Origin of the sequence: Herbaspirillum sp. SJZ106 (genome assembly GCF_006715495.1) — a bacterium.
Classification (GTDB): domain Bacteria; phylum Pseudomonadota; class Gammaproteobacteria; order Burkholderiales; family Burkholderiaceae_D; genus Herbaspirillum.
Window position 1 is genome coordinate 1,050,498 of the sequence record NZ_VFNI01000001.1, and the last position, 26,748, is coordinate 1,077,245.

General features: G+C 64.3%; 24 protein-coding genes and 1 riboswitch. Of the genes, 8 read left to right on the forward strand and 16 right to left on the reverse strand.

The genetic code is table 11. From position 1 onward, the window contains the following. Positions 1-90 precede the first annotated feature (90 nt). Both FB598_RS04595 and FB598_RS04600 read right to left on the reverse strand, forming a co-directional pair. The gene (locus tag FB598_RS04595) at positions 91-1,932 is read right to left on the reverse strand and encodes a chemotaxis protein CheA (RefSeq protein ID WP_141913194.1); all 1,842 of its coding nucleotides are present in this window, start codon (positions 1,930-1,932) and stop codon (positions 91-93) included. Further along, complete coding sequence (locus FB598_RS04600; RefSeq protein WP_141913195.1) at positions 1,932-2,663, reverse strand: protein phosphatase CheZ; 732 nt, start codon at positions 2,661-2,663, stop codon at positions 1,932-1,934. The genes FB598_RS04595 and FB598_RS04600 overlap by 1 nt, the downstream gene beginning before the upstream one ends. A gap of 474 nt (positions 2,664-3,137) precedes the next feature. Further along, positions 3,138-3,420: riboswitch (cobalamin riboswitch) on the forward strand. Positions 3,421-3,487: 67 nt separating this feature from the next. Between FB598_RS04600 and FB598_RS04605 the strand changes: the two genes are divergently transcribed. The 4 genes from FB598_RS04605 (at position 3,488) to FB598_RS04620 (ending at position 8,102) form a co-directional block, all read left to right on the forward strand. Then, positions 3,488-5,482 (forward strand): TonB-dependent receptor, encoded by a 1,995-nt coding sequence (locus FB598_RS04605; RefSeq protein ID WP_255463975.1) that lies wholly within the window; start codon positions 3,488-3,490, stop codon positions 5,480-5,482. Positions 5,483-5,508: 26 nt separating this feature from the next. Continuing rightward, complete coding sequence (locus tag FB598_RS04610) at positions 5,509-6,492, forward strand: iron ABC transporter permease (protein WP_141913196.1); 984 nt, start codon at positions 5,509-5,511, stop codon at positions 6,490-6,492. Continuing rightward, positions 6,489-7,262: an ABC transporter ATP-binding protein gene (locus FB598_RS04615; RefSeq protein WP_141913197.1), complete on the forward strand. Its 774-nt coding sequence runs from the start codon at positions 6,489-6,491 to the stop codon at positions 7,260-7,262. The genes FB598_RS04610 and FB598_RS04615 overlap by 4 nt, the downstream gene beginning before the upstream one ends. 162 nt (positions 7,263-7,424) lie before the next feature. Continuing rightward, positions 7,425-8,102 (forward strand): porin family protein, encoded by a 678-nt coding sequence (locus FB598_RS04620; protein ID WP_141913198.1) that lies wholly within the window; start codon positions 7,425-7,427, stop codon positions 8,100-8,102. Positions 8,103-8,152: 50 nt separating this feature from the next. Here FB598_RS04620 and FB598_RS04625 read toward each other — a convergent pair whose 3' ends face one another. The 4 genes from FB598_RS04625 to FB598_RS04640 form a co-directional block, all read right to left on the reverse strand. Continuing rightward, positions 8,153-9,022: a cobalamin-binding protein gene (locus FB598_RS04625; RefSeq protein WP_141913199.1), complete on the reverse strand. Its 870-nt coding sequence runs from the start codon at positions 9,020-9,022 to the stop codon at positions 8,153-8,155. Positions 9,023-9,024: 2 nt separating this feature from the next. Further along, complete coding sequence (panC, locus tag FB598_RS04630) at positions 9,025-9,864, reverse strand: pantoate--beta-alanine ligase (RefSeq protein ID WP_141913200.1); 840 nt, start codon at positions 9,862-9,864, stop codon at positions 9,025-9,027. A gap of 68 nt (positions 9,865-9,932) precedes the next feature. Further along, complete coding sequence (locus FB598_RS04635) at positions 9,933-10,832, reverse strand: ScpA family protein (RefSeq protein ID WP_141913201.1); 900 nt, start codon at positions 10,830-10,832, stop codon at positions 9,933-9,935. A 10-nt stretch (positions 10,833-10,842) separates the two neighbouring features. Further along, on the reverse strand, positions 10,843-11,046 hold the full coding sequence (locus FB598_RS04640; protein WP_141913202.1) for a DUF3460 family protein: 204 nt from the start codon (positions 11,044-11,046) through the stop codon (positions 10,843-10,845). 86 nt (positions 11,047-11,132) lie between these two features. Here FB598_RS04640 and bamE point away from each other — a divergent pair, with 86 nt between their 5' ends. After that, a complete protein-coding gene (bamE, locus tag FB598_RS04645; RefSeq protein WP_255463976.1) occupies positions 11,133-11,654 on the forward strand; it encodes an outer membrane protein assembly factor BamE in 522 nt (173 codons plus the stop codon). 127 nt (positions 11,655-11,781) lie between these two features. On the opposite strand, the gene FB598_RS04650 is transcribed toward bamE, so the two are convergent. The 10 genes from FB598_RS04650 to hppD all read right to left on the reverse strand — a co-directional run bounded on the left by FB598_RS04650 (position 11,782) and on the right by hppD (position 23,726). Beyond that, positions 11,782-13,485: a Na/Pi cotransporter family protein gene (locus FB598_RS04650; protein ID WP_141913204.1), complete on the reverse strand. Its 1,704-nt coding sequence runs from the start codon at positions 13,483-13,485 to the stop codon at positions 11,782-11,784. After that, positions 13,482-14,273 (reverse strand): HAD-IIB family hydrolase, encoded by a 792-nt coding sequence (locus FB598_RS04655; protein ID WP_141913205.1) that lies wholly within the window; start codon positions 14,271-14,273, stop codon positions 13,482-13,484. Before FB598_RS04655 ends, FB598_RS04650 begins: the two co-directional genes overlap by 4 nt. Next, the gene (locus FB598_RS04660; RefSeq protein WP_141913206.1) at positions 14,270-15,145 is read right to left on the reverse strand and encodes an endonuclease/exonuclease/phosphatase family protein; all 876 of its coding nucleotides are present in this window, start codon (positions 15,143-15,145) and stop codon (positions 14,270-14,272) included. Before FB598_RS04660 ends, FB598_RS04655 begins: the two co-directional genes overlap by 4 nt. A gap of 135 nt (positions 15,146-15,280) precedes the next feature. Beyond that, positions 15,281-16,114, reverse strand: a complete 834-nt coding sequence (locus FB598_RS04665) for a carbohydrate ABC transporter permease (RefSeq protein ID WP_141913207.1) — start codon at positions 16,112-16,114, stop codon at positions 15,281-15,283. Then, positions 16,111-16,986 (reverse strand): carbohydrate ABC transporter permease, encoded by an 876-nt coding sequence (locus tag FB598_RS04670; protein WP_141913208.1) that lies wholly within the window; start codon positions 16,984-16,986, stop codon positions 16,111-16,113. The genes FB598_RS04665 and FB598_RS04670 overlap by 4 nt, the downstream gene beginning before the upstream one ends. Positions 16,987-17,134: 148 nt before the next feature. Further along, on the reverse strand, positions 17,135-18,430 hold the full coding sequence (locus FB598_RS04675; protein ID WP_141913209.1) for an ABC transporter substrate-binding protein: 1,296 nt from the start codon (positions 18,428-18,430) through the stop codon (positions 17,135-17,137). 116 nt (positions 18,431-18,546) lie between these two features. Continuing rightward, entirely contained in the window at positions 18,547-19,599 is a 1,053-nt protein-coding gene (locus FB598_RS04680) for an ABC transporter ATP-binding protein (RefSeq protein WP_141913210.1), read from the reverse strand. 149 nt (positions 19,600-19,748) lie between these two features. Continuing rightward, on the reverse strand, positions 19,749-21,326 hold the full coding sequence (gene glpD / locus FB598_RS04685; protein ID WP_141913211.1) for a glycerol-3-phosphate dehydrogenase: 1,578 nt from the start codon (positions 21,324-21,326) through the stop codon (positions 19,749-19,751). Then, the gene (locus FB598_RS04690; RefSeq protein WP_141913212.1) at positions 21,323-22,315 is read right to left on the reverse strand and encodes a sugar-binding transcriptional regulator; all 993 of its coding nucleotides are present in this window, start codon (positions 22,313-22,315) and stop codon (positions 21,323-21,325) included. Before FB598_RS04690 ends, glpD begins: the two co-directional genes overlap by 4 nt. A 304-nt stretch (positions 22,316-22,619) precedes the next feature. Further along, a complete protein-coding gene (hppD, locus tag FB598_RS04695) occupies positions 22,620-23,726 on the reverse strand; it encodes a 4-hydroxyphenylpyruvate dioxygenase (RefSeq protein ID WP_141913213.1) in 1,107 nt (368 codons plus the stop codon). A gap of 246 nt (positions 23,727-23,972) precedes the next feature. On the opposite strand from hppD, the gene FB598_RS04700 reads away from it, so the two are divergent. The 3 genes from FB598_RS04700 to alkB all read left to right on the forward strand — a co-directional run bounded on the left by FB598_RS04700 (position 23,973) and on the right by alkB (position 26,611). Continuing rightward, positions 23,973-24,491 carry an Lrp/AsnC family transcriptional regulator gene (locus FB598_RS04700; RefSeq protein ID WP_141913214.1) on the forward strand — a complete coding sequence of 173 codons (519 nt, stop codon included), beginning with the start codon at positions 23,973-23,975 and terminating at the stop codon, positions 24,489-24,491. Positions 24,492-24,601: 110 nt separating this feature from the next. Further along, a complete protein-coding gene (gene ada, locus FB598_RS04705; RefSeq protein WP_141913215.1) occupies positions 24,602-25,726 on the forward strand; it encodes a bifunctional DNA-binding transcriptional regulator/O6-methylguanine-DNA methyltransferase Ada in 1,125 nt (374 codons plus the stop codon). A gap of 234 nt (positions 25,727-25,960) precedes the next feature. Further along, positions 25,961-26,611, forward strand: coding sequence for a DNA oxidative demethylase AlkB (gene alkB / locus FB598_RS04710; protein ID WP_141913216.1), 651 nt, complete (start codon positions 25,961-25,963; stop codon positions 26,609-26,611). Positions 26,612-26,748 lie beyond the last annotated feature (137 nt).

Consider the following 26,748-nt stretch of genomic DNA (forward strand, 5'->3'; position numbering starts at 1 on the left):
GGCAGCCAGCCACCAGCCGCCCAATGAAAAACGGCCGGGTCTGTACAGACCCGGCCGTTTTGTTTGGCGCCGCCAAGGCGTGATCGGCCGTCAGACCTGCGCCACCGCCGAACGCTCGGTGTCGTTGCAGCCGTCCAGCAGGAAGGACAGGCCCACCACCAGCACCAGTTCGCCCTCGGCCGAGCGGGCCGTGCCGGTGATGCCGCTGGTGTGGATCGCCGTCAGCGGCTTGATCACTAGGTCGGCCGTGCCTTCCACCGATTGCACGCTGAGAATGTAAGGATGGGGCACCGCCATGACCACGCCCACGCGCTCGTTGCCCGGTTCGTAGCCCAGCACGCCGGCCAGCGAATGCACCGGCAGCGGGCGGCCCTGGTCGCGCATGACCGGCGCGCCGCCGACTTCGTCGAAGGTTTCCGGCAACTCGACCACGCGTTCCACCACCGCCATCGGCAGCGCCAGCGGCGCGCCGGCGCAGCGCACCAGCATGGTCGGGATGATCGACAGTTCGATCGGCAGGCGGATCGAGAACTTGGTGCCCTTGCCGATGGTGGAGTCGATGCGGATGGTGCCGCGATGCTTTTCCACCGCGGTCTTGACCACGTCCATGCCGACCCCGCGGCCGGACACGCTGGACGCCACTTCCTTGGTTGAGAAGCCGGGCAGGAACACCAGTTGCAGCGCCTCGTCGGTGGTCAGCGCCTGGTGCTCGGTGATCAGGCCTTTGGCCAGCGCCTTGTTGCGCAGCATTTCGGGATCCATGCCCTTGCCGTCGTCGAACACTTCGATCATGACGCTGCTGCCGGCCTGCCAGGCGTGCAGCGAGATGGTCGACTTGCTCGGCTTGCCGGCGGCGGCGCGATCGACTTCGATGCCGTGGTCCAGCGAATTGCGCAGCATGTGCACCAGCGGGTCGTAGAGGCTGTCCACCACCACGCGGTCGACTTCGGTTTCGGCGCCGGTAATGACCAGGTCGACATCCTTGCCGAGGTCCTTGGCCAGTTCGCGCACCAGGCGCGGGAATTTCTGGAACAGGCGGCCGACCGGCTGCATGCGGGTCGACAGCGTGGCGCGCTGCAGCTCGCTGGAGTAGCGCGAGGCGCGGCCCAGCGTCTCGGCCAGCGTCGACATCAAGGCGGCGGCGGTGCCTTCGAACTTGAATTGCTGCAGCTTTTCCAGCAGCACGGCGGCCTGGTTGGCCGCCTGCACCGATTCGCCCGCCACTTCCAGCAGCGCATCCAGCTTGCCGGCATCGATACGGATGCTTTCTTCCTTGGCGTTGTCCGAGGCGCGGCGGTTGGGTTGTTGGGCCGGCGCCGCCGCGGCAGTCCGGGGCTCGTCGCCGGCTCCGGCTGCCGGCGCTGCGGCCGGGGAGTTGCCGGCCGGCGTGCTGCCAGGGGCGCCGGTCACGGCCTGGTACATCGATTCCCAATCCAGCTGGCCGTCTTTCATGACGCTGGCCCCGGCGCCGCCGGTGGAGGCCGATGCAGGCGCAGACGCAGGGGGTGTGACGGGCGCGGCGGCAGCGGCGACAGGGGCGCTGCCCTTGCCTTCGATGGCTTGGGTCAGGATGCCTTCGAGGTCCGACGGCATCGATGCCAGGCTGTCGGGCGCGGCGCCGTTGGACAGTTCGTTCAACTGGTCGGCCACGAAGCCGCTGGCTTGCAGCGCGGCTTCGATCGCCAGCGGCGTGACCGGCGCCTTGCCGGTGCGCAGCGCGTCGAACAGGTTTTCCGTGAGATGGCAGGCCGACACCATGGCGGGCAGGTTGACGAACCCGGCCCCGCCTTTGATGGTATGGAATGCGCGGAAAACCGCGTTGAGGATTTCCAGATCGTCAGGATGCCGTTCGAGCGTCAGCAGATGCTCTTCCACGTTGGAGGCGAGCTCCAACGCTTCAACGACAAAGTCCTTGAGCATTTCGTCATCCATTAGAACCCCAGGCTATCGAGTAAATCGTCCACGTCGTTCTGGCCCATGGCGGCGCCGGGAGCGGCGGGGCCATTGAGCAGGGAAACCGGTTTTTCCGCTTCGATCTGCGCGCGCACTTCAGGCGGCGCATTGTCGCGCAACAACTGCGCCAGTTCATGTTCGGCGGTGGTGGTGATGCCGACAATCTTCTTGATCAACTGGCCGGTGATGTCCTGGAAGTCCTGGGCCATCATGATTTCCAGCATGCGGGCTTTTTCGGCTTCGGTCGATTCCAGCACGGCGGCGGAGAATTTCTGCGAATCGCCGGCCAGTTGCTTGAATTCGTCGATGCTCATCTGGCCCGCATACAGCTTGGCCCAGCGGTCGTTGATGTCCTTGGCGTGCTCCTGCAGGCGGTCTTGCGCCGGCATGCCCGAGTCCAGGGCGTTGAGCACCTTGTTGGCTGCCTGTTCGGTCAGGGTGGCGACATGTTCAAGGCGGCTTTGCGCATCGCCGATCTGGGTAGCCACATCGGTGAGCGAGCGGTCGTAGCCCAATTCGCGCATGGAGTCGTGCAGCAGGCGCACAATGCCGCCCAGGCGCTCGTACATCGGCTTGTCGGACTGGTCTTCCGCCGCGGCCGGTTGCGCATCGCTTGCGGCGGCGGCAGGGGCCGCGCCGGCAACCGTCGCGGGCAGCGCCTGGGCGGAAATTTCGTCGAACAATGCTTCCAAATCAACGTCGTCGCTCATGATTTCTGGTTCCCCCTACAAATTTGGTGCACTTCCATGTTGCCCGCTCCGGCAGATCGAGCGGGTTGTCCCTTGAAGCCGAGCCGCATGCCTGAACCGCCCGGCCCAGTTTGGGGACAGGGTATCCAATGCTTATCGGCACCAGCCATCGGAGTCTGAAGGCCGCACAGGCCACGACAGCGATTCGGCAGCATCGTCGGGCGGCACAGGCTGTCGCCGAACCGATCCCACGTTAGCAGATGGTTGAGTATAGGACGCGCGCCAGCCGGGTCATCGGCTAAACAGCGAGTGAAATCCCCCATTTGTTCCCGTTTCTCCGGCGCTCCGGGGCCCCTCGACCCGGCTCAGTCAGCGATATTTTTCCATTCTTTTGCGACGTCGCGTCAGATTTTAACGAGCTTTTTCTTAAAAGCAATCTTTGCCGTGATTTTTATCATGGATCGTACCCGACCTTGTTGCCAGTGGGTATCGCGCTTACAATTGCGCGGTTTTGGTGCCCGCTGGCGCGTCCGCGTCGGCAGTTAAACGGGAAACACGAATGGACGCATATCGGATGCCCGCATCCGTATTGTCGAAAATATAACGTGTGCTGCCCCCGCAACGGTAATCAGGCGCCGGCTCCCGGATGTTGATGCATCAGGCAACAGGGCCGGCCATCCATCTCCAAGCCACTGTGCTTGCGGCGCGAGCTGCTGCATGGGAAGGCACGATGGCGCAGCCTGAAGCCCGGATACCGGCCAAGACAGGGGGAGACCGCCCAGCGGCTTCCATGGAATCCGGCTTGCGGGGAGGCAGGCCGGAGAATTCTTATTCAGATACCCTTCATGAAGCGATACCAATCCAATCCGCGCCGCACGGCCGGCCAACCGGCCGCCATGCGCGCCGCCGTTTCATTCACCCTGTCCGCGTTGGCCGCATGGAGCTACACCCCGGCGCATGCCCAGGCCAGCGCCAATGCCGCCGCCGACGGCGCATTGGCGCCGGTGGTCGTGTCGGCTTCGCGTTTCCCGAACGACCCGGCATTTCCGCCGGTGGCCGCCACCGTCATCACCGCCGAGCAGATCCGCGAAGCCGGCATCGACAATGCCAATGAGGCGATCCGCAAGCTGGGTGGCGTCTATGGTCGCCAGAGCTCGGCCGGTCCTAACGACTTTCCACTGGACTTGCGCGGCTTCGGCAGCAACGGCGACCAGAACATGGTGGTGCTGGTGGATGGCGTGCGCATTTCCGAGAATGAATTGACCACGCCGCTGCTGTCCTCGATTCCGATTGAAACCATCGAACGCATCGAAATCGTGCGCGGCGGCAGCAGCGTGCTGTACGGCAGCGGCGCCACCGGCGGCACCATCCAGATCATCACCAAGCGCCCGCAGGCCAATGCCGGACATGGCTCCGTCGTCGCCGAAGTCGGCACCGACGGCCAGCGCGCCGGGCGCGCCTTTGTTGCACGCGGCTGGGACAACATGTCGATCGACGCCAGCTACGCCAAGGCGCATAACGATGGCTGGCGCGACAACACCAAGTCCAACCAGGAGAATTTCAGCACCACGGTGCAATGGTTCGCCAGCGATTGGCGTTTCGGCTTGCGCGCCAATATCGCGCGTGCCGATTACGGCCTGGCTGGCGGGCTCTCGCTGGCGCAGTTCAACGCCAACCCGCGCCAGGCGAAAACGCCGTTCGATTACGGTTCGTATGACAACGACAGCATTACCGCTTTCCTGGAGCGCCGTTTCGGCGCCTTCGATGTCGCCGCTGAACTGTCGCACCGCGAGAAGATCGCGCGCGCCAATTACGCCAGTACGGCCACCACGTTGCAGACCAATGTGCGCAACACGCAATTTTCGCCGCGCATCCGCCACGTGCTGGAAGCCGGGCCGATCAAGAACGAACTGATTGCCGGGATCGATCTTGCCGAGTGGAACCTCAATACCGTCGCTTCTTATGGCAATAGCGATGCCGCCCAGCGCTCCAAGGCGTTTTACCTGCGCGACGAGATCGAATTCGACAAGAATGCCCGCATCGCCGCAGGGGTGCGCCGCGAGATTTTCACGCAAAGCAGCGTATCGGGCGTCTACGGGATGAATAGCGGCGTCAACGCCTGGGACTTGCAGGCCAGCTATGCATTGGTGCCATCGCTGCGCGCCTTCGCCAAGACCGGGCAGAGTTACCGCCTGGCGACGGCCGATGAGAACGGATTCAACGGCCTGCCGACTGGCCAGATCCTCAAGCCGCAGGTGTCGCATGACCTGGAGATCGGTGCGACCTGGGGCTCGGTGGATCGGCAACTGACCGCCAAGTGGTTCCGCCACCGCGTGCGTGACGAGATCTATTACGACCCGACCGGCGGCGCCTTCGGCTTTGGGGCCAATTCCAACCTCGATCCCACCAAGCATCAAGGCGTGGAACTTGAGGGCAAGTTGCGCGTGACCGAGGCCGTCACCGTCAGTGCCACTTACCAGCACGTCGAAGCCAAGTTCACTGAAGGCGTGAATGCCGGCAAGGAATTGGCGCTGGTGCCACGCAACATGCTGTCCACGCGGGTCAACTGGAAGTCTGGAAGCCAGAGCGCCGACGCTGGCTTGCGCTGGGTCGACAGCCAGCGCTACGGCAGCGACTTTTCCAATACTTGCGCGGCGCGCATACCGTCCTACACCACCTTGGACGCGCGTTATGCAATCCGGGTGAATGCCTGGGAGTTCGCACTGACCGGCACCAACCTGGCCGGCCGCGATTACTACTCGCAGGCTTTCTCCTGCCAAGGCAGCATTTATCCAGAAAATGGCCGGGCGGTAAAATTCACCGCCCGTTACGACTTCTGATGATGCACTCCTGACCGCTATCGCCGATGCGACGTTACCTCTGGCCGTTATCCGCCTTGCTGCTGCTGTCCGTGTCCGCACTGGCGGCCGCAGCCCTGTGCGGCAGCAGCGGCTGCCTGCGTCCATCGGCGTCGGCCGATGCCGTTTCCCTGATGTTGTCGCTGCGGGTGCCGCGCGCATTGACCGCTTTCGCGGTGGGCGCGCTGCTGGCCCTGGCCGGCGCACTGATGCAGGTGCTGTTGCGTAATCCGCTGGCCGACCCGTATGTGCTGGGCTTGTCGGGCGGATCGGCCGCGGGCGCCTTGCTGGCGATGCTGGCGGCGCTGCAGTTCGGCTTGCCGCCGCGCCTGGTCACCGCGCCGGGCGCGTTGCTCGGCGCCGCGCTGGCGGTGCTGCTGCTGTTCGGGCTGGTGCGCCAGTCGCTGCGGCATCTGGCCTTGTCGCCGCTGCTGTCGAGCCAGCGCCTGTTGCTGACGGGCGTGATGCTGGCCGCCGGCTTCGGCGCCATCATTTCCCTGGCCTTGTCGATCGCCCCCGATTCGCAGTTGCGCGGCATGGTGTTCTGGCTGATCGGCGATCTGGACGATGCTCGCCTGCTGCCGCTGGCGGCGACGGTCTTGCTGCTGGCGCTGCTGTGGGCCGTGCGCCATGCGCCGGCATTGAACCTGCTGGCGCGCGGGGACAGTTTCGCCCAACTGCTGGGCGTGCCGGTCTTGCGCCTGCGCGTGATGACGCTGTGCGCGGCGTCGGCGGCGACCGCCGCTGCCGTCGCCATGGCCGGCACCGTCGGCTTTGTCGGCCTGGTAGTGCCCCATACGTTGCGCCTGCTGGTCGGCAACGACCAGCGCCTGCTGCTGCCGGCATCGGTGCTGGCCGGCGGCGCGGCGTTGACGCTGGCCGACCTGGCCGCACGTACCGTGGTCGCCCCGACGCAACTGCCGGTGGGCGTCATCACGGCGCTGGTCGGAGTGCCGGTGTTCTTGTGGCTGTTGGCGCGGAGCCGGATGTGAGTGCCGGCGACATCGTGCTGCAAGCGCGGCAACTGGCCTTGCGCGTACCGGGACGCAGCTTGCTGGAGGATTTCGACTGGCAGGTGCGCGCGGGCGAATTCTGGTGTGTTCTGGGCCGCAACGGCATTGGCAAGAGCAGCCTGCTGCATGTTGCGGCAGGTTTGCTGCGGCCGGCGCAGGGCGATATGCTCCTGTGCGGTTCGCCGTTGTCTTCGCTGTCTGCCCTGCAAATGGCGCAGCATCGCGGCTTGTTGCTGCAACAGCAGCATGACGCGTTTTCGATGCCGGTGGTCGACGCCGTGATGGCGGGGCGTTTTCCCAGTGGCGGCGGCTGGGCCGATGAGGAAGACACGCGCGGCGCTGCGCTGCAGGCGCTGGCGCGCGTCGGGCTGGCGCATCTGTCGCAGGCCGACCTGCTCAAACTGTCCGGCGGCGAACGCCAGCGCGTGGGCCTGGCCACCTTGCTGGTGCAGGCGCCGCAGCTTTACCTGCTGGACGAGCCGACCTCGCACCAGGACATTGCCGCCCAGCTGGAGATGATGGCGTTGCTGCGTTCCCTTGCCGGTGAAGGCAAGGCGGTGGTTGCCAGTTGCCACGACATCAACCTTGCGCGCCGATTTGCCAGCCATGTGCTGTTGCTGGGACAGCAGGCCAGCCAGGGCAAGGTCGCCGAGGTCATGCGCGCCGATATGCTGGGAGAGGCCTTCGGTTGCCGTTTCCGCAGCGTGGATGCCGGCGGCCATGAACTGTTCGTATCCGAGGCGAACTGATCAAGGCAATCGAAAGGTTTTTGAGAGGCGTCTCATCCGACTGGCGGGCTTTCTTTTGAAAGCATGGGGAAATCCACGAAATTGCAGGGTCCGCGGGACTTGGCGGCAGATACTTTCTTATGATCCGCAGCGGACTTCATCGGAGCCTCAACATGGCATGCGATGAAGCTCTGGGCTGCAGCGTCGCCTTCCATGGCGATATCGGCCTTGTTGAAACCTTCCGTAGATTCCCTGTCACTCTCCATGAAAAAATACGTATCGATGACCGCCGGCGCCATGCTGGCAATGGCTGTTTCCGTCTCTGCTTCCGCGCAAGCCGTCAAGTCCAACCAAGGCGTCTATGTCGGCGTCGACGGTGGTTTTGCCAATGTCCCGTCACTTGCATCGCCCGCCAATCATCGGGTTACTTCCGAAACAAAAAATGCCGGTTTCATCCGTGGCGCGCTGGGGTATCACCTGACCCCTAACTGGGCCTGGGAGCTTGGCTACTTCGGCACCGGGGATTTCAAGCAGAGCGGCACCAACGGTAGCAGCAACTACAACGCCAAATACAAGGCGTCCGGCGCAGACTTCACGGCCATCTACAAATTGACCGCGGGCGTACCCGGTCTGTTTTTGAAAGCCGGTGTGAGTTACGCCGAGGTATCGGGTTCCGGGATTCAGTTCAGCGACGGTTCTCAGTCCGCATCGGGCATGGGATACCTGCTGGGCTTGGGCTATGAGTACGACTTCACCCGCAACTGGAGCGCCAATCTTGCCTACACCCGTTACCAGCGCGTCGGCAGCGTAGATAACCTGAACGCCAACGTACTGGGCGCCGGCCTGAAATATCGCTTCTGATCCTGCCTGGCAGCAAGACCGATCCCTCCTTCGCGGAGGGATTTTTTATGTCAGTCTGCCCGCGCCGCGTCCAGCCGTTCGCATACTTCACTTGCCGCCTCCAGGATGCGCGGCCCGGCGCGGTTGAGCCAGTCGGCGTTGACCTGGTACAGGTGGTTCTTGCGCACTGCCTGCAGGCGTCCAAACTGGCGCCAGCGTTCCAGCGGCTGGTCTGTGGCATCGCCGGGGGCGAGGATGACTTGCGGATCGGCGGCCAATACCGCTTCCATGGTGACGGTGGGCGCCAGTTGCGGCAGGTCGGCGAAGATGTTGCGGCCGCCGCATAGCTTCAGCACCGACGACACCATGTGGCGGCCGTTGAGCGTCATCAGCGGCTGGCTCCAGATCTGGTAGAACACGCTGACTTCGGGGCGATTGCCATATCGGGCTTGCAGCGCTTGCCAGCGCGCGCGGAAATCCTGTGCGGTAGTAGTGCCGACGCTTTCGCTGCCGGCCAGGCGCGCCAGTTTTTCCAGCGAATCGGCGATCGTGTCGAAATCCGCCGGCTGGCTTTCGTAGATGGGGATGCCGAAGCCGCGCAGGCGCGCCAGTTGCGAGGGTTTGTTGCCGCTGTGCCAGGCGACGATGAGGTCCGGCTTGAGGTTGAGCACGCGTTCCAGGTCGAGGGCGGCGAAGCTGCCGACCGAAGGCAGCCTGATGGCGGCGGCAGGGAAGTCGCTGAAGTTGCTGGCGCCGACCAGCTTGTCGCCGGCGCCGGCGGCATACAGCAGTTCGGTGACGTGCGGCGCCAGGGTGATGATGCGCCGGGCCGGCTGCGCCAGCGTGACCTCATTGCCGAGATCGTCCTTGACGGTGACGGCGGCGCAGGCGGCCGATGCGAGCGTGGCGCCGAGCAGCAGGGCAAGCGCCGCAGGGCGCATCTTCAGATTTCCAGGTTGTCGATCAGGCGCGTGGTGCCCAGCCTGGCGGCGGCCAGCACCACCAGCGGCGCGCCTTGCGCCATGTCGCCGGCCGAGGGCGGCTGCAGGTCGATGCGTTTGCGCACGGACACATAGTCCGGCGTCCAGCCGCGCGCGGTCAGGATCGACATGGCTTTCCGTTCGACTTCCGAGGTATTCAACTGGCCGCCGCGGACTTCCTCTGCCACATCGTTGAGCACGCGGTACAGCAGCGGCGCCTCGGCCCGTTCGTCGGCCGACAGGTAGCCGTTGCGCGAAGACAGCGCCAGGCCGTCTTCGGCGCGGTAGGTCTCGGCGCCGATGATTTCGGTGGGCAGCGCGAACTGGCGCGCCATGTTGCGCACGATCATCAGCTGCTGGTAATCCTTCTTGCCGAATACCGCCACGCGCGGCTGCACACAGGAGAACAGCTTCATCACCACGGTCGATACGCCGGTGAAGAAGCCGGGGCGGAATTCGCCCTCCAGGATGTTGCCCAGGTCGTTGGGCGGCTGCACGCGGTATTCCTGCGGCTCGGGGTACATGTCCTTTTCGGTCGGCGCGAACAGCACGTAGACGCCTTCCTTTTCCAGTTTCTCGACGTCGTTCTGGAAGGTGCGCGGGTATTTGTCGAAGTCCTCGTTCGGGCCGAACTGCAGGCGGTTGACGAAGATCGAGGCCACCACCGGGTCGCCATGGGTGCGCGCCAGGCGCATCAGCGAAAGGTGCCCTTCGTGCAGGTTGCCCATGGTGGCGACGAAGGCGGTGCGCAACTGGCCGCGCAGGTGGTCGCGGAGTTCTTCGATGGAGGAAATGATTTTCATGCGGGTTCTCGGGTTGGAAGGCGGCGCAGCGCCGCCGGTATCAGCGCGGGGAATCGCACTCGTCGCGCTCAGCTCGGCGAGTACGACAGTCTGACATAGATGGGGGCGAAGGCCTCGGCTTGGGTGATTTCGATCAGTGTCTCCTTGGCCAGCTCCAGCAAGGCGATGAAGTTGACCACCACTACCGGCACCCCGCGCGAGGGATCGAACAGGTCGGAGAACTCGACGAAGCGGGCCGATTGCAGCCGGCGCAGGATGCCGGTCATGTGTTCGCGCACCGACAGTTCTTCGCGGCTGATGTGGTGGTGCGCGGTCAGCTTGGCGCGCTTGAGCACGTCGGCCCAGGCCGCCTTGAGGTCGTTCATGTCGACCTCAGGCCAGCGCGTGACCACGGTCTGCTCGATATAGACCTGGGTACGCACATAGTCGCGGCCGACCTGCGGCAGCGCGTCCAGCTCCTGCGCGGCCAGCTTGATCTGTTCGTATTCCAGCAGGCGCCGCACCAGCTCGGCGCGCGGATCTTCCGGTTCCTCGCCGGTGTCGGCCTTCTTGGCCGGCAGCAGCATGCGCGACTTGATCTCGATGAGCATGGCCGCCATCAGCAGGTATTCGGCCGCCAGTTCCAGGTTCTGCTTGCGGATCTGCTCGACGTATTCCAGGTACTGGCGGGTGACCTGGGCCATCGGGATGTCCAGGATGTTGAAGTTCTGCTTGCGGATCAGGTAGAGCAGCAGGTCCAGCGGGCCCTGGAAGGCATCGAGGAAGACTTCCAGCGCGTCCGGCGGGATGTACAGGTCGTTGGGCAGCTGGAACAGCGGCTCGCCGTACAGGCGCGCCAATGCCACGCCGTCGATCACATCGGGCGTGGTGTCAGGTTGTCCTGCGGGGGTAATTTCCAGGGCGTCGGCGTTGCGCTGTTGCTCGCCGGCGCTGCCGGACGGATCGCCGCCGCCTGCGTGTGCCGTCATGCCGCCTTGATCAGTGCGACTGGTAGACGTAGGGCTGCTGGGCCACACGCGAAGCCTTGTCGCGGGCGGTCTTGTCCAGGTCGATGGGTTCCTTGTCCCACAGCAGGGCGCGGCCGGCGCGCTGCGACTCTTCCAGCTTCGGATTCTTCTGCTTCAGTTCGTCGATGAACTGGGTGATTTCAGATACGTAGGTGGTCTTTTTTCCGAAGAGCATGATATTTTCAAGCCAAATGAAACACAGAGGGCTTATTTTACCCTTTCTTGATCAGGGATAATCAAAAGGATGCGCCAGGAATGAGCATGCGATTTTTCGAATTTACCCGCCGTTGCGCCGCGACCATGGGCGCCCTTGTTGCCGCCGTGGCAATGTTCGGCTGTGACCGCAACGGCAATCCTATCGAGGAGTTCGGCTTGGACAAGCTGCAAAAAGGCATTTCCACCGAGGCCGACGTGCGCGGCGTGATGGGCCAGCCCGACACCGTCTGGGACGACGGCAACGGCGCCCGCACCCTGGAATATCCCAAGGGGCCGGAAGGCATCCGTACCTGGATGTTCGCCATCGGCGCCTCCGGCACGCTGGTTGACTACAGGCAAGTCCTGACCCAGGAGAACTTCGACACGATCCGCCCCGGCATGTCGGCCGATGAAGTGCGGCGCATGCTGGGCCGGCCGCGCAGCGTGGTGCAGTTCGTCCGCAAGAACGAAGAGGTGTGGGACTGGAAGTACCGCTATGTGCATGAAGACCGCCTCTTCAACGTGCATTTCGATATCGGCACGAAGCAGGTGGTGCGCACCTCATTCTCCGAGATTTCCGGGCATTGAGATGCAATGCCTGTTGGCGCGCAGAGGTGAACAGGCACGAAAAAGCATAAAAAAAGCATAAAAAACATGAAAAAGGCCGGCATCGGATGCCGGCCTTGTCTGTTGCGCGCTGTTTTTGCCGCCGCTGTCAGGGCGGATGCGAATAGTCGCCGTCCTGGCTTTCCATCATGCGGTGCCGTTCCCCGGCTTCCTGCTTGTTTTCCATGCGGCTGCGGCGCAGCAGCCCGGCCTCGTCCAGTACCGAATAGGCGGTCGAGCAGAACAGGGAGTGCATGCGCTTCATGTCGCTGATCAGGTCCAGGTGCAGCGAACTGGTCTCGATGCTTTGCTGGGTCTGGCCGGCCAGGCGGACCAGGTGGCTTTGGGCGTAGGCGCGTTCGAGGTCGCGGAAGGATTCCTTTTCGGCCAGCAGTTTCTGGGCGCTGCGCAAGTCGCCTTCGAGGAACACCGACAGCCCCAGTTGCAGGCTGGCCAGCAGGCGCGCATGCATCTCGCAGACCTCTTGCATGCCGGCCTCGGAGAAGGTGCGCTGCGGCGCGATCTTCTTGCTCTCCAGGCCCTTGACGATGCGCACGATGATATCGCCGGCCTGTTCCAGATTGATGGTCAGCGTGATGACATCGGTCCAGCGCCGCACTTCGCGTGCCGACAGCTCTTCGCGCGAGACGCGCGCCATGTACATCTTCACCTCGGTATAGAGCTTGTCGACGTCATCGTCGATCCGGCGAATCTGCTGGGCGCGGATGGTATCGTTTTCACGAATGACCGGCAACAGGCAGTGCAGCATCTTTTCGATCAAATCCCCGATGCGCAGCACTTCGCGCGAGGCATTGGCCAGCGCCAGGGTGGGCGTATCGATGGCGCCCGGGTCGAGGTGGCGCGAATGGATGGCATCGTCATCCAGCGGGTTCTCGGGCAGCAGGCGAACGCACAGGCGCGCCATCGGTTCCACCAGGGGCAATAGCAGGCCGCAGCGCACGCTGTTGTAGATCACATGGAATGCCACCACGCCGAAGCGCAGGTCGTGGCTGAACTGCGCGATCACCAGCTCAAGCTGGTTGATGAAGGGCAGCACCACGATGGCGCCCGACAGGCGGAACAGCATGCTGCCCAGCGCCACGCGACGCCCGGCCACGTTCTGGCTGGCCGCCGAGAGCAAGGCGGTGACGCCGCTGCCCAGGTTGGCGCCGATCACCAGGCACAGCGCCACCTTCAGCGAGATGATGCCGGACGTGGCCAGCGTGGCCGACAGCAGCACCGCGGCCAGGCTGGAATAGGTCAGCATGGCGAACAGCGCGCCGATCAGCGCATCGAGCAGCACGTCGCCGGTCAGCGAAGAGAACAGCACCTTGATGCCGGCCGCGTGCATCATCGGCTGCGTGGCCGCGCCGATCAGTTCCAGGGCCAGCAGGATCAGGCCGAGGCCGATCACCGCGCGGCCCAGGCGGCCGACCGAGGTATGGCGGCGCGACAGGTAGACCACCACGCCGCCGAAGATCAGCAGCGGCGACACCCACGAGAGGTCGAAGCTGAGCACGCCCGTCATCAGCGCGGTGCCCACGTCTGCACCCAGCATGATGGCCAGCGCCGGCGTCAGGCCCACCAGGCCCTGGGCCACGAAGGAGCACACGATGACGGCGGTGGCATTGCTGCTCTGGACCAGGCTGGTCACGCCCACGCCGGCGGCGAAGGCCATCCAGCGGCGGGTGATGCTGGTGGAGAGGATGCGGCGCAGTTGCGCGCCATAGACCCGCAGGACATCCGTGCGCACGATGTGCGTGCCCCACACCAGCAGGGCCAGCGCCGACATCAGGTGCAGTAGGGTAATCACGGGCGGGCCAGCAGATGCCGGGTCAGTTCCGCGAAACCTGCGCCGCAGGGCTGGCGGGTGATGAAGTGCGGCGCGTGCGCCAGGCGGTCGGCGAATTCGAGCACATTGGCCACGCCCACCGACAGCGGGAAGTAGGCGAACATCGGCGCGTCGTTGGGCGAGTCGCCGGCGAACACGCAGCGGTCGCGCTCGGCCTTGTCGGCCAGGTCGATCCCATAGCGCTCGCGCATCATCAGGCGCGCCATGCTCAGCTTGTCGTAATCGCCGAACCAGCCATTGACGTGGATGGAACTGATTTTCGCGGTCATGCCCGATTCCTCCATGATTTGCACGATGCGGTCGACCGCAGCGCGCGGCAGCGGCGGCACATCCTCGCAGAAATCGATCGCCAGGTCGTACTGCCGGCAGAACTGGTCGGACGCCACCGCGCATCCGGGCACTTCGCGCAGGATGCGCTGGCATACCGCCGCCAGGCGCGCGGCATTGCCGGCGCGGCTTTCTTCATCAAGAAGATGGCGGGTGCGCAGCTTGCCGGTGTGCGCGTCGTGCCACATATAAAGCGCCCCGTTTTCCCCGATGATACCGTCCACCGGCCACAGGCGTGCGATCTGGTCGCACCATCCGGCCGGACGCCCGGTCACGGGGATCACCCGCAGCCCCGCCTGCTGCAATTCCTCCAGGGCTTCATACGCCAGGGCGCTCAGTTTTCCGTCGGTGGTCAGCGTATCGTCGATATCGGTGAACACGGTGGCGACTTGCGCCTGCGGCATCTGTTCTAGCGGTCTCATCGCAGCTCCAGCAATTGCGGCTGGTGGTCGGAGGACTGCGTATGTCCGTCGACTTCGAAGGCGCGCAGATGCGGCAGCAGGTCTTCGCTGGCGAAGATGAAGTCGCAGGTGAACGCCTCGGGCCATTGCTCGCGGTCATATTGACCGACATTGATCGGATGCGCCTGGTTCCCGTGCAGGTGCTGCCAGGCGTCGACCAGGCGCGGCACATGTTGCGACGCATTGCCGTCGCGGCCGGCGAACGGTTCCTGCAGGCGCGCATGCAGCGGGTCTTCCGGGCGGAAGTTGAAATCGCCGGCGAGGATGGTCCGGGTGGCGTGCGGGAAGGCGTGATAGGGCGATCCGCGGCGATCCGCGGCCATTTCGCCGGCGGCGCGGCCGCAGGTCTCTTCGTGGCAGCGGCGGATCGCTTCGACCTGTGCCTTGCGCTGCATCGCGGAATAATATTCGAGGTGCGTGTTCATCACCCGCAGCGGGCCCAGCGGCGTGTCCAGCGTCACTTCCAGCAGCGTGCGCGGCATGCTGATCACGTTCGGGTCGACCGGCCACGGCAACTGGTGGCGCAGCACGCGCTGCACCGGATAGCGCGACAGCACCATGTTGCCGAAGCAGCGGCGCGAACCGTCGGCGGCGATCACGTCGACGCCGGCGATGGGCACGGGGGTGAAATCCGGCAGCAATTGCGCGAACTGTTCGAACTGGTTTTCGCCGGCGCTGCCGGCCAGGCCCGGGGCCGGATAGTTGGCGCCCACTTCCTGCAGGCACAGCACGTCGAAGTCGCCCATGGCGCGCGCGTCGCGCACGATGCGGGCCGGATCCACGCGGCCGTCGATGCCGCGGGCCCACTGGATGTTCCAGCTGATGAGTTTCATTGGTCTTCCTTGCTCTGTTGCCGACTGCGATGTTGCGATGTCGCGCGATGCAGGCGATGCCGTTTTATGGTCTTGCGAAGCGGGCCTCTGCGGGCCCGTCATTGTTTGTATATATATTATTTATAACATTTTTTCTCAACGGATGCCGGCGCGCATGAAGGATTGCACGAACTGGCGCTGGAACAGCAGGAAAGCCAGCAGCAGCGGCGCCGAGGTCATCAGGGTGGCGGCGGTGATGATGGACCAGTCGACGCCCTGGTCGGTCGAGGAGAACACCTGCAGGCCGACGGTGAGCGGGCGCGATTCGACCGAGTTGGTGACGATCAGCGGCCACAGAAAGTTGTTCCAGTGGGTGCTGATCGAAACCAGCCCGAAGGCGATGTAGATCGGCTTGGCCAGCGGAACGTAGACCTGCATGAGCACCTGCAGCGCCGAGGCGCCTTCCACCGTGGCGGCCTCGTCCAGCTCGCGCGGCACGGTCTTGAAGGTCTGGCGCAGCAGGAAGATGCCGAAGGCCGAGGCGAAGTAGGGCAGGCCGATCGACAGGATGGTGTCGCGCAGGCCGAGCAGGTTCATGGTGTTGTAGTTCTCGACGATCAGGATGTCGGGCATCACCATCAGCTGCAGCAGCACCAGCATGAACATCACATTGCTGCCGCGGAACTCGAAACGGGCGAAGGCATAGGCCGCCAGCGTGGCCAGCAGCATCTGCGCCGCCAGGATCATGGTCACCAGCAGGAAGGTATTGAGGAAGTAGCGCGGGAACGGCGCGGCATCCCAGGCGTTGGCGAAGTTCTGCAGCGTCAGCGGGGCCGAGAGCGAAAAGCGCGTGGCGAATTCGGACGGGTGGAAGGCGGTCCACACCGCATACAGCAGCGGCAGCAGCCACAGGAAGCCCAGCACCCAGGCCGAAATCGTTTCCAGCGCCCGGTTGCGCTCGCCGAAGGGATTGGAGGTCTGCGAGATCATTGATAATGGGTCCTGCGGTCGAGGATACGGAATTTGACGAAGGCGATGATGCCCAGCATGGCCAGCAGCACCACGGTCAGCGCGGCGGCGTAGGACGAGTCCCAGAAGGCGAAGCCGACTTCATAGATGTAGTACAGCAGCAGCGAGCTGGCGTTGTCCGGCCCGCCCTTGGTCATCACCACGATATGGTCGACCAGGCGGAAGGAGTTGATCAGCGCGTTGATCAGCACGAACAGCGTGGTCGGCATCAGGAGCGGGAACTGCACTTTCCAGAAATACTGCCAGCGGCTTGCGCCTTCCAGGCCGGCGGCCTCAGCCAGCACCGGCGAGATCTGTTGCAGCGCGGCCAGGTAGAAAATCATGAAGAAGCCGGCTTCCTTCCAGATCGCCACCACCATCATGGCGCCCAGCACGGTGTTGGGATTGCCCAGCCAGTTATGCGAGGGCAGGCCGAGCGCGGCGGTGATCTGTTCCAGCAGGCCGTATTGCGGCGTGTAGAAGAACAGCCAGATGTTGGCCACCGCGATCATCGGCAGCACGGTCGGCGTGAAATAGGCCAGGCGCAGCAGGCCGCGGCCGAACAGGCGGTCGTTGACCCACAGCGCCATCATGATGGCCAGCGCGATCGAGACCGGGATGGTGCCCAGCGCGAACCACAGGTTGTTGAAGAAGGCGCGCCAGAATACCGGGTCGTCGGCCATCAGCGCATAGTTCTCCAGGCCGACGAACACCGACGGGTTGGCGCCCTTGGGCGTGGAGAAGAAGCTGTGCCAGATGGTGGCCACGGCCGGGTAGTGGGTGAAGGCGACCAGCAGCACCATGGCCGGCAACAGCAGCAGCCAGGGTGTGACGGAAGAATGGGTACGGTTCATCGGTGACCTTTATGCCTTGTCCGGACGGCAAGGGCGCAGCGGCGTGCGCCGGAACATTCAAAGTTTGAAACCCCGGCCCGCCAGGCAGTCCCGGTCGCAAGGGCCGGGGACTGCGGCAGGCCGGTTTTACGGCAGGTGCGGCACAGGCTTAACGGCCGTAGGAACGCAGGATGCGGTCCGACTCGCGCTGGGCATCCTTCAACGCCGCTTCCGGCGTCTTGGTGCCGGACAGGGCGGCTTGCAGGTTGTCGTTGAGCGCCTTGGTCACACGCTGGTTGTCATGCGTCGACAACTCGGCCACGCCGTACTTCATCTGTTCGCGCGCCACATCGGCGGCCGGCACTTCCTGCAGGTACTTCTTCATTTCCGGCGTATCCCAGGCGTCCTGGCGCGGGGCCACATAGCCGGTGGCGATCGACCATTGCGCCGCGCGCGCCGGTTCGGTGGCGAAGCGGATGAACTTCATCGCCGCCTTTTGCTGCTCCGGCGAGGTCTTGTTGAAGACGTAGAAGTTGCCGCCGCCGGTCGGGCTGCCCGGGTGCTTGTTGCCCGGCAGCATGGCCACGCCGAACGGGAAGCTCGCGTTGCTGCGGATATTGGTCAGGTTGCCGGTGGTGGTCCACACCATGGCGGCCTTCTGTTCCAGGAAATCCTTGGGCGTGGTGCCCCATTCGATCGTGCCGGACGGCATCACCTTGTCCTTGGCGGCCAGGTCGACCCAGTGCTGCAGCGCCTGGACCGCGCCCGGCTTGTCGAAGTAGGTCTTGGTGCCGGCGTTGTTCATCAGGATGGTGTCGTTGGAGGCGGTCATGGCCTGGAACATCCAGTAGCCGAACCCGGTCGAGGGGATCTTCACGCCCCACTGGCTGACGTTGCCGGCAGCGTCGCGCTTGGTCAGCTTCTTGGCGGCTTCCACCATTTCGGTCCAGGTGGCGGGCGCCTTGTCCGGGTTCAGGCCGGCTTCCTTGAACAGGTTCTTGTTGTAGTACATGACGATGGTCGAGCGCTGGAACGGCACGCCCCAGGTCTTGCCGCCGGTCTGGCTGTTCTCCATGAAACCCTTGTAGAAGCCGTCGATCCAGGCCTTGTCGTTGGCCAGGCCGTCGATGGGCACGATGGCGTTTTCGTCGATCAGGGTGAACAGGTCGGTCGACAGCAGCACCGCCAGCGTCGGCGGGGTGCCGCTCTTGAATGCGGTCAGCGCCTTGACGATGCTTTCCTGGTAGGTGCCGGCATAGACCGCCTTGACCTTGATGTCCGGGTTGGCCTTTTCGAAGTCGGCCACCATGCTGTCGATGGTCTTGGTGACGGCGCCGCCGACGGCGACCGGGTAGTAGAAGCTGATTTCGACCGGGTTGGCGGCGAAGGCGCTGGTGCTGAAGCAGGCGCCGATAGCGGCACTGACGGCCAGGGCGGCCGCGGATTTCAGAATTGCTCTACGCATGATTGCGTCTCTCCCATAAGGTTGAAAAGTTGGCTGCAACTTGGCGGTTGCTATTGTTGGGTCTCACTCTGCCGGCGTGGGCCGGTAAAGAACTCGTTTCACAATGAAACGGGTTCTTAATTGGGATGACGTCGCATCCCGGTCTGCCTGTCGAAGAAATACTGATCCTTTGCGTCCCAGTTGAGCCGGACGCGGTCGCTCGCGCGCAGCGACAACTGGCCGGGTACGCGCACCAGCAAGGCGGCCTCGCCGACCCGGGCGCCGATAATGGTGTCGGCGCCGAAATATTCCACCGTCTCCACGACCGCCGCCACGCCGGTCTCGGCCAGGACGATGTGTTCCGGGCGCAGGCCCAACTGCCATTGCTCGCCGCCGCTGCCGGCCGTTACCGCCGGGCCATCGCTGCCGGCGATGACCAGGCCGCCCGCGCCCTGCGCCAGCGGCAGGATGTTCATCGGCGGCGTACCGATGAAGCGCGCGGCGAAGACCGTGGCCGGCTGCGCATACAGTTCGGCCGGCGGCGCGTTCTGTTCGATCTTGCCGTCGCGCAGCAGGATCACCTGGTCGGCCATGCTCATCGCCTCGGTCTGGTCGTGGGTGACGTAGATCATGGTCATGTTCAGTTGCTGCTGCAGGGCGCGGATCTCGCGCCGCATCTCTTGCCGCAACTGGGCGTCGAGGTTGGACAGCGGCTCGTCCATCAGGCATACCGGGGCGTCGGCGATGATCGCCCGGCCCAGCGCTACGCGCTGCTGCTGGCCGCCGGACAGTTGGCCGGGGCGGCGATCCAGCAGGTGCGACAGGCCGAGGATGTCGGCCACGCGTTTCAGGCGCGGTTCAAACTCCTGCTTGGGTTCCTTGCGCACGCGCACGCCGAACAGGATGTTGTCGCGCACGTTCAGGTGCGGGAACAGTGCGTATGACTGGAACACCATGGCGATCTTGCGCTGCGCCGGCGGCAGGTTGGTGACGTCGCGCTCGCCGATGCGGATGATGCCGGTGGTGGGGATGTCCAGCCCGGCGATCAGGCGCAGGGTGGTCGACTTGCCGCAGCCGGACGGCCCCAGCAGGACGGTGAAATCGCCCGACTTCACTTCGAAGTCGATGCCTTTGACGGCCTGGGCTTCGCCCCAGCTCTTGGTAATGCCTTGCAACGAAATTGCTGCCATCCCGCGTTCCCCTTGCTATCTCTGTCTCAATAAGCGGATGGCCGGCCGTTGGCTGGCGTCCGCCTGGGTCTGTTGGTGCTGATCCGTTCATTGCAGCAGGGCTGCGCTGAACGGCTGTAATCGTTTTCACGCGCGGCGTGAAATCCTGCTCATTCGTTCCTGGCCTGCATGCGGCTCGGGCAAAAGCGATTGGCGCTGAACTCGGCAAACCAGGCCTTGAACGCCTGCCGCTGCTGCTCGCTCATGTGCAGGCCGCACTTGGTGCGGCGCCACAGCACATCGTCGGCTTCGCAGGCCCATTCATGCATGGCCAGGTATTCCACTTCGCGCTGCCGCAGCCCGCCGCCGAAATCGCGCCCCAGTTCGGCCGGGGTTTGCGCTTCGCGCAGGATGTTGTGACTCTTCAAGCCGTGGCGGGAGAACAGGCGCGCCAGGTAGCCGGCATCGAGCTGCGCATATTTCTTTTGCAGCCGCGCCACTTCATCGGCGCGGTCGGCGCGCTTGAATTTTGCGCCGGGCAGGGCTTCGGTCGCGGTCCAGGAGGCGCGGCGGGCGCGGCTTTGCATCCACGGCGCCAGCTTGTCCATGACCGACTCGGCCAGGCGGCGATAGGTGGTGATCTTGCCGCCGTAGACCGAGACGCAAGGCAGTTCGCGTTCGGCCTGCAGCACCAGCGTGTAGTCGCGGGTGACGGCCGAGGGGTTGTCGGATTCGTCGTCGAACAGCGGACGCACGCCGGCGTAGCGCCAGGCGATGTCTTGTGCGCCGATCGGCTGTTCCAGGTATTGGTTGACCGCGCGCAGCAGGTAGGCTTCTTCCTCGGCGCTGATCTGCGCGCCGTGGTCCATGTTTTCCTGCGGGACGTCGGTGGTGCCGATCAGGGTGTAGCGCTCTTCATAAGGAATCATGAAGACGATGCGCTTGTCGTCGTTTTGCAGGATGTAGGCGTGCTCGCCGTCGAACAGGCGCGGCACCACGATATGGCTGCCGCGCACCAGCTTGACGGCGGCATGCTTGGCGTTGCCGCCGGCGCCGGCATTGAGCAGGTGGTCCATCTTTGCCACCCAGGGGCCGGCCGTATTGACGATGGCCCGCGCCTGCACGGTGCGGCGTTCGCCGCTGCGGGTGTTTTCCAGCGTGCAGAGCCAATGATTGTCGCCGCCGTCCTGGGATTCATGGCGCTGCGCCTCGACCAGGCGGGTGCGCGCCATGATCTCGGCGCCGTGTTCCTGCGCGGAGAGCAGGTTGAAGATGACCAGCCGGGCGTCATCGACCCAGGCGTCGGAATAGGCGAAGCCGCGCGTGATGCTCTTTTTCAGGCCGCTGGGATGCGCCATGCGGTCCAGTTGCACGCCCTGCGATTTGGGCAGGCTGATGCGCCCGCCGATATGGTCGTACAGCCACAGGCCCAGGCGGATCATCCAGCGCGGCCGCAGGCCGGCCACGTGCGGCATGACGAAGCGCAGCGGCCAGGCGATGTGCGGCGCGATGTCGAGCAGGTGTTCGCGCTCGGACAGCGCTTCGGCCACCAGCCGGAATTCGTAGTATTCGAGATAGCGCAGGCCGCCGTGGATCAGCTTGGTGCTGGCCGAGGAGGTCGCGCCGGCGAAGTCGCCCTGTTCGCACAGGGCCACCGACAGGCCGCGTCCGGCGGCGTCGCGCGCCACGCCGGCGCCATTGATGCCGCCGCCGATGACCAGGATGTCGTAGGGGGTGTTGGTATTCATGCTGCGCTTTCCTTGCCGTCGGCTGCGCGGATCTGCTCCACCAGCAGGCGCGCGCTCGGCTCGTCGATCACCAGTTCATTGATGAAGCCGCCTTGCAGCGCCGCGCGCAGGCCGGGGATCTTGCCCTTGCCCGATACCACGCAGATCGAATGCGCGGCCCGCTGGAAGCAATCCATGTCGGGGCCGCTGCTGCGCGCGTTGAGCGCGACGTCGCGCCAACTGCCGTCTTCGCGGAAGAACACGGTGGCGATATCGCCGACCAGGCCTTCTTCCCGGATCTGCTTGCGCTCTTCGTCGGACAAATAGCCGCCGGTGTGGACGTGGCTGCCGGTGGCTTCGGCGCCGATGGAAAACAGCAGGATGGAGGCGCTGTCCTGCAGCGCGCGGATGGACTTGATGCTTCTTTCGCGCCACAGCGCGGTGCGGGTGTCGGCGTAGTCGAAAAACGCCGGCACCGGGAAGTGATGGGCGCGCGCGCCGTAGTTCTGCGCAAAGCGCGAGACGATGGATTCGCCGATGGTATTGACGAAGTTGATGCCGGTGCCCGAGCCGTTCAACTGCACCACGTCGACGTCATGCACCTGCTTGGGCAGCAGCCTGTCGGCGATCTCGGCCACGGTGGTGCCCCAGGCCAGGCCGATCACGGTGGACGGCGCCACCAGCGAACTGACGTAGGCTGCGGCATGGCCGGCCACGCGCTGCAGGGTTTCCTTCTCGGTGGCGGCGGCCGACACCGGCACTACCTGGATCGAGCGCAGCCTGTAGCGTTCGGCGATGGCGGTTTCGAGGTTGCCGGAGACTTCCTGCGGATCGTGCACGCGGATTTCCACCAGGCCGCGGTCCAGGGCATAGGACAGCAGGCGTGATACCGTGGCGCGCGACGTGCCGATTTCCTCGGCGATCGCGGCGGTGGTCATGTTCTGGAAGTAGTACAGGCGCGCGACGCGCACGGCCATGTACGCTGTTTCCTGGCGGTCCCCGTTAGCCATTTTTCTCGTTTGAACGTATGATCATCAATATTGAACGTTTGTAACAATAATGAAATTGACGCGATAAGTAAAGGCTTATCGATGTGGCTGTGCAGCAGTCGGGGATAGTAATGAGCTTTTGTTACGGCTTGATGAACGGATGTTCCGGGCAGAGTGTGGCATCCATCCCAGTGCAGGACGGGCCTTGCCGCAGGTGGCCATGTACTGGAATTTCCTGAGGGTAAGTCGCAAGCGGCGCAGCCGATGAAAAAAAAGCGAGGCGGTTTGCCTCGCTCGGGGTTCGCGCCGCCTTGGGGGGCGGGGATCAGATCACGCCGCGGCGCATCTGGTCGAGTTCGATCGATTCGAACAAGGCCTTGAAGTTGCCTTCGCCGAAACCGTCGTTACCCTTGCGCTGGATGATTTCATAGAACACCGGGCCGATCACGTTCTGGGTAAATATCTGCAACAGCAGGCCCTGGCCGGCGGTGGGGGCGCCGTCGATCAGGATCTTCAGTTCGCGCAGCGCATCCAGGTCTTCGCCGTGGCCGGGGATGCGGCGCTCGACCAGGTCGTAATAGGTATCGATGGTGTCCTGCAGCGGCACGCCGCGGCCGCGCAGCTTGCGCACGGTCTGGTAGATGTCGTCGGTGCCCAGCGCGATGTGCTGGATGCCTTCGCCGTTGTACTGCTTGATGAATTCCTCGATCTGCGACTTGTCGTCGGCGCTCTCGTTGATGGGAATGCGGATCTTGCCGCAGGGGCTGGTCATGGCGCGCGACTTCAGGCCGGTCATCTTGCCTTCGATATCGAAGTACTTGATCTCGCGGAAATTGAACAGGCGGGTGTAGAACGACGACCAGGTGTCCATGGCGCCGCGCATCACGTTATGGGTGAGGTGGTCGATATAGGTCAGGCCCACGCCCTTGGGATTGCGGTCGACGCCGGGCAGGAACTGGAAGTCGATGTCATAGATCGAGCCGCTATTGCCGTTATCGCCATAGCGGTCCACCAGGTACAGCAGCGAGCCGCCGATGCCGCGGATGGCCGGGATGTTCAGTTCCATCGGCCCCAGCTTGGCCTCCACGCCTTCGGCGCCCAGCTCCAGTGCGCGCTTGTAGACGAAGGCCGCATCCTTGACGCGAAACGCCATGGCGTTGACCGAGGCGCCATGCACCTGCGCGAAAGCGGCGGCGTTGCTGTCGGGTTCGCCGTTGAGGATGAAGTTGATCTGGCCCTGGCGATACAGGGTGACGTTCTTGGAGCGGTGGCGCGCCACGGCAACGAAGCCCATCAGTTCCAGCACGGAAGAGATGGCGCTGGTGTCGGCAGCGGCGTATTCGACGAACTCGAAACCGTCGGTGCCCATGGGATTGTCGAACAGGTCCTGCGGCTTGGCGGCGGGGATGAGATTGCTGTCTGCGTGGCCCATGAGTTGTCTCCTTGTGGTGGGGAATCGGGTAGCCGCTTCCCGGATCGCGGGGCGCCATGATTGCCGTTTTGGCATGGATAGGCGGTGGCGGCAGGCCGATTCCCTGTGTTTTAAAGGGAGAGCTGCGATATTGCCAGCCCATGGGGGGAGTTTATTGTGCCGTTGATGCAATATGTGATTGTTTTTTGCGCAATAACACCGATAATACGCACAAATAATTCTTAAATTCAGAGATTGGAGAGATAAATGAGCATCATCAATGTCGACCGCTATGACCTCGCCTTGCTGACCGAGCTGCAACGCGACGGACACATCACCAACAGCGCCCTGGGGCAGAAGGTGCACCTGTCCACATCGCAGATCAGCCGCCGCGTGCAGCGGCTGGAAGAGGCCCACGTGATCGAGCGCTACACCGCCGTGCTCGATGCCGCCGTGGTCGGCCTGGGGGTGACCGCCTTTACCACCGTCACATTGGACCGCCAGGGCGAAACCCGCGGCGAACTGTTCGAAAAGTCGGTGGAAGGCATGCCGGAAGTGACCGAATGTTTTTCCATCACTGGCGAAGCCGATTATATCCTGCGCATCGTGGCGCCCGACCTGGCGAGCTTTTCCGAATTCATGATGACCCAGTTGCTGCGCTTGCCGGGGGTGACCAACGTGAAGTCCAACATCACCCTGAAGAAGGTCAAGCAATCGCACGAACTGCCGCTGGAACATGTGATGCAGCCGGTGAAGTCGCGCCAGCGCATCCGGTTTTCGCAGTAAGCTTTATTGTCGCTTCCCCGGCGCGAATTTGAAAGCAAGCGCCGGAGTGCGGCATGCTCCGGCGATCCATAGACTGCATGCATCACCAGTCGCGATCAAAGGAGCGCATCATGCATACCATGGCTACCCGACATTCCCGCCGCAACGCCCCAGCCGTCCCGCCAATGCCGGCGGCGGCGCCTGCCTGCGCCGATGATGAGCTGCGCTGGCAAGCCGTGCAGCGCCGCGACAAGGCGGCCGACGGCCAATTCTATTATTCGGTGCGCAGCACCGGCGTCTATTGCAAGCCCTCGTGCGCGGCGCGTTTGGCCTTGCGCAAGAATGTGGCTTTCCATGACAGTTGCGCGGCCGCCGAGGCGGCGGGGTTTCGCGCCTGCAAGCGCTGCAAGCCGAACCAGCCTAGATTGGAAGAACGCCAGGCGCAGGCGGTGGCGCAAGCCTGCCGCCTGATCGAGCAGGCCGAGGCGCCGCTTGCGCTGGAAACGCTGGCCGACGCGGTGGGCCTGAGCCGCTACCACTTCCATCGCCTGTTCAAGGCGCACACCGGCGTCACGCCCCGTGCCTACGCCGACGGCCAGCGCGCCGAGCGCATGCGCAGCCGCCTGCCGGGCAGCGCCAGCGTGACCGAAGCGATGTACGACGCCGGCTTCAATTCCAGCGGCCGTTTCTACGAACAGAGCGGCGAGCGGCTGGGCATGAAACCCAGCGCCTATCGCCAGGGCGGCAGCGGCGAACGCATTTGTTTCGCGGTGGCGCAATGCTGGCTGGGCGCGTTGCTGGTGGCGGCTACCGCCAAGGGCATTTGTGCCGTCGCGCTGGGCGACGATCCGGAGGTGCTGGTGCAGGAACTGCAAGATCGTTTCCCCAAGGCCGAACTGGTGGGCGGCGATGCCCAATTCGAGCGGATGCTGGCGCAGGTGCTGGGTTTCATCGAGGCGCCCGAGCGCGGGCTGGATTTGCCGCTGGATGTGCGCGGCACGGCGTTCCAGCAGCGCGTGTGGCAAGCGCTGCGCAGCATCCCGCCCGGCGTTACCCTGAGTTATTCGGCGCTGGCCGAGCGCATCGGCAGCCCGGCCGCGGTGCGCGCCGTGGCCAGCGCCTGCGCCAATAACGAGATCGCCTTGCTGATTCCTTGCCACCGCATCGTGCGGCTGGACGGCTCGCTCTCCGGTTACCGCTGGGGCGTGGAGCGCAAGCAGGCGCTGCTGGAGAAGGAGCGCGTCGCCAAGCCGTGATCCTAGATCCGGCAGTTGACCGCTTGCTATCCCTGGAGAGCCGTATGAACACAAGCATTGTCCGTATCAATACCGTTCCTCTTGATGGAGAGAGCGCTATGCATTCGCCGGCACCGCGCTCGCCGCACCATGCGGCGTTGCTCCTCCTTGCGCACAGCGGTGCGCCGCGTCGTCGCGCCTTGCCTGGCACGCCGATCACGGCACCGGCGAACGCATTCAACTGCCGGATCTAGGATGACCTTCGACCTGTTCGCCGACCTGCCCGCCCAGCCTTCTCGCGAGCCGATCACGGAAGGGGCGGTACTGCTGCGCGCATTCGCGGCAGCGCAAGCGAGGGAACTGTTGCAAGCCATTGAGCTGGTCATCGCGCAGTCGCCATTGCGCCACATGCAGACGCCGGGCGGCTTTCGCATGTCGGTGGCGATGAGCAATTGCGGCCAATACGGCTGGGTGACGGATCGCCGCGGCTACCGTTACCAGCATGAGGATCCGCTCTCGGGACAAGCCTGGCCCGCGATGCCGCCGGCGTTTGCGCAACTGGCCGCGAGCGCGACGCAGGAAGCCGGCTTCGCCGACTTCGCACCGGACGCCTGCCTGGTCAATCGCTACGAACCCGGCGCGCGCATGTCGCTGCACCAGGACAAGAACGAACTCGATATGGCGCAGCCGATCGTCTCGCTGTCGCTCGGCTTGCCGGCCACCTTCCTGTTCGGCGGCATGGAGCGTTCCGAGCGGCCGCGCCGCATGCGGCTGGACAGCGGCGATGTGGTGGTGTGGGGCGGCCCGGCGCGGCTGCTGTTCCATGGCGTCGATCCGCTGGCCGAGGGCGAGCATCCGTTGACCGGACGCTGCCGCTACAACCTCACGTTCCGGCGCGCGCGCTGAGGCATCGGGCGCAAATGTCGACCTCAAAAGACAAGTCGCGCCGACAGGCATAAAATTGCGGTTTTCCTCCGATCCAAGGCCCAAGTCGCCGGCGACGGAGTCATCCATTCCATCTTGCAGGAAAATAAATAATGACT

What these genes read in the sequence shown, in the direction of transcription:
- FB598_RS04690 (WP_141913212.1), bottom strand. Translation starts at nt 22,315, where the DNA reads ATGGCTAACGGGGACCGCCAGGAAACAGCGTACATGGCCGTGCGCGTC.
- FB598_RS04660 (WP_141913206.1), bottom strand. Translation starts at nt 15,145, where the DNA reads ATGAAACTCATCAGCTGGAACATCCAGTGGGCCCGCGGCATCGACGGC.
- hppD (WP_141913213.1), bottom strand. Translation starts at nt 23,726, where the DNA reads ATGGGCCACGCAGACAGCAATCTCATCCCCGCCGCCAAGCCGCAGGAC.
- bamE (WP_255463976.1), top strand. Translation starts at nt 11,133, where the DNA reads ATGCGATTTTTCGAATTTACCCGCCGTTGCGCCGCGACCATGGGCGCC.
- FB598_RS04635 (WP_141913201.1), bottom strand. Translation starts at nt 10,832, where the DNA reads ATGACGGCACACGCAGGCGGCGGCGATCCGTCCGGCAGCGCCGGCGAG.
- FB598_RS04675 (WP_141913209.1), bottom strand. Translation starts at nt 18,430, where the DNA reads ATGCGTAGAGCAATTCTGAAATCCGCGGCCGCCCTGGCCGTCAGTGCC.
- FB598_RS04605 (WP_255463975.1), top strand. Translation starts at nt 3,488, where the DNA reads ATGAAGCGATACCAATCCAATCCGCGCCGCACGGCCGGCCAACCGGCC.
- FB598_RS04600 (WP_141913195.1), bottom strand. Translation starts at nt 2,663, where the DNA reads ATGAGCGACGACGTTGATTTGGAAGCATTGTTCGACGAAATTTCCGCC.
- FB598_RS04655 (WP_141913205.1), bottom strand. Translation starts at nt 14,273, where the DNA reads ATGAGACCGCTAGAACAGATGCCGCAGGCGCAAGTCGCCACCGTGTTC.
- FB598_RS04610 (WP_141913196.1), top strand. Translation starts at nt 5,509, where the DNA reads ATGCGACGTTACCTCTGGCCGTTATCCGCCTTGCTGCTGCTGTCCGTG.
- FB598_RS04595 (WP_141913194.1), bottom strand. Translation starts at nt 1,932, where the DNA reads ATGGATGACGAAATGCTCAAGGACTTTGTCGTTGAAGCGTTGGAGCTC.
- glpD (WP_141913211.1), bottom strand. Translation starts at nt 21,326, where the DNA reads ATGAATACCAACACCCCCTACGACATCCTGGTCATCGGCGGCGGCATC.
- FB598_RS04625 (WP_141913199.1), bottom strand. Translation starts at nt 9,022, where the DNA reads ATGCGCCCTGCGGCGCTTGCCCTGCTGCTCGGCGCCACGCTCGCATCG.
- FB598_RS04665 (WP_141913207.1), bottom strand. Translation starts at nt 16,114, where the DNA reads ATGATCTCGCAGACCTCCAATCCCTTCGGCGAGCGCAACCGGGCGCTG.
- alkB (WP_141913216.1), top strand. Translation starts at nt 25,961, where the DNA reads ATGACCTTCGACCTGTTCGCCGACCTGCCCGCCCAGCCTTCTCGCGAG.
- FB598_RS04670 (WP_141913208.1), bottom strand. Translation starts at nt 16,986, where the DNA reads ATGAACCGTACCCATTCTTCCGTCACACCCTGGCTGCTGCTGTTGCCG.
- FB598_RS04640 (WP_141913202.1), bottom strand. Translation starts at nt 11,046, where the DNA reads ATGCTCTTCGGAAAAAAGACCACCTACGTATCTGAAATCACCCAGTTC.
- FB598_RS04700 (WP_141913214.1), top strand. Translation starts at nt 23,973, where the DNA reads ATGAGCATCATCAATGTCGACCGCTATGACCTCGCCTTGCTGACCGAG.
- FB598_RS04680 (WP_141913210.1), bottom strand. Translation starts at nt 19,599, where the DNA reads ATGGCAGCAATTTCGTTGCAAGGCATTACCAAGAGCTGGGGCGAAGCC.
- panC (WP_141913200.1), bottom strand. Translation starts at nt 9,864, where the DNA reads ATGAAAATCATTTCCTCCATCGAAGAACTCCGCGACCACCTGCGCGGC.
- ada (WP_141913215.1), top strand. Translation starts at nt 24,602, where the DNA reads ATGCATACCATGGCTACCCGACATTCCCGCCGCAACGCCCCAGCCGTC.
- FB598_RS04620 (WP_141913198.1), top strand. Translation starts at nt 7,425, where the DNA reads ATGAAGCTCTGGGCTGCAGCGTCGCCTTCCATGGCGATATCGGCCTTG.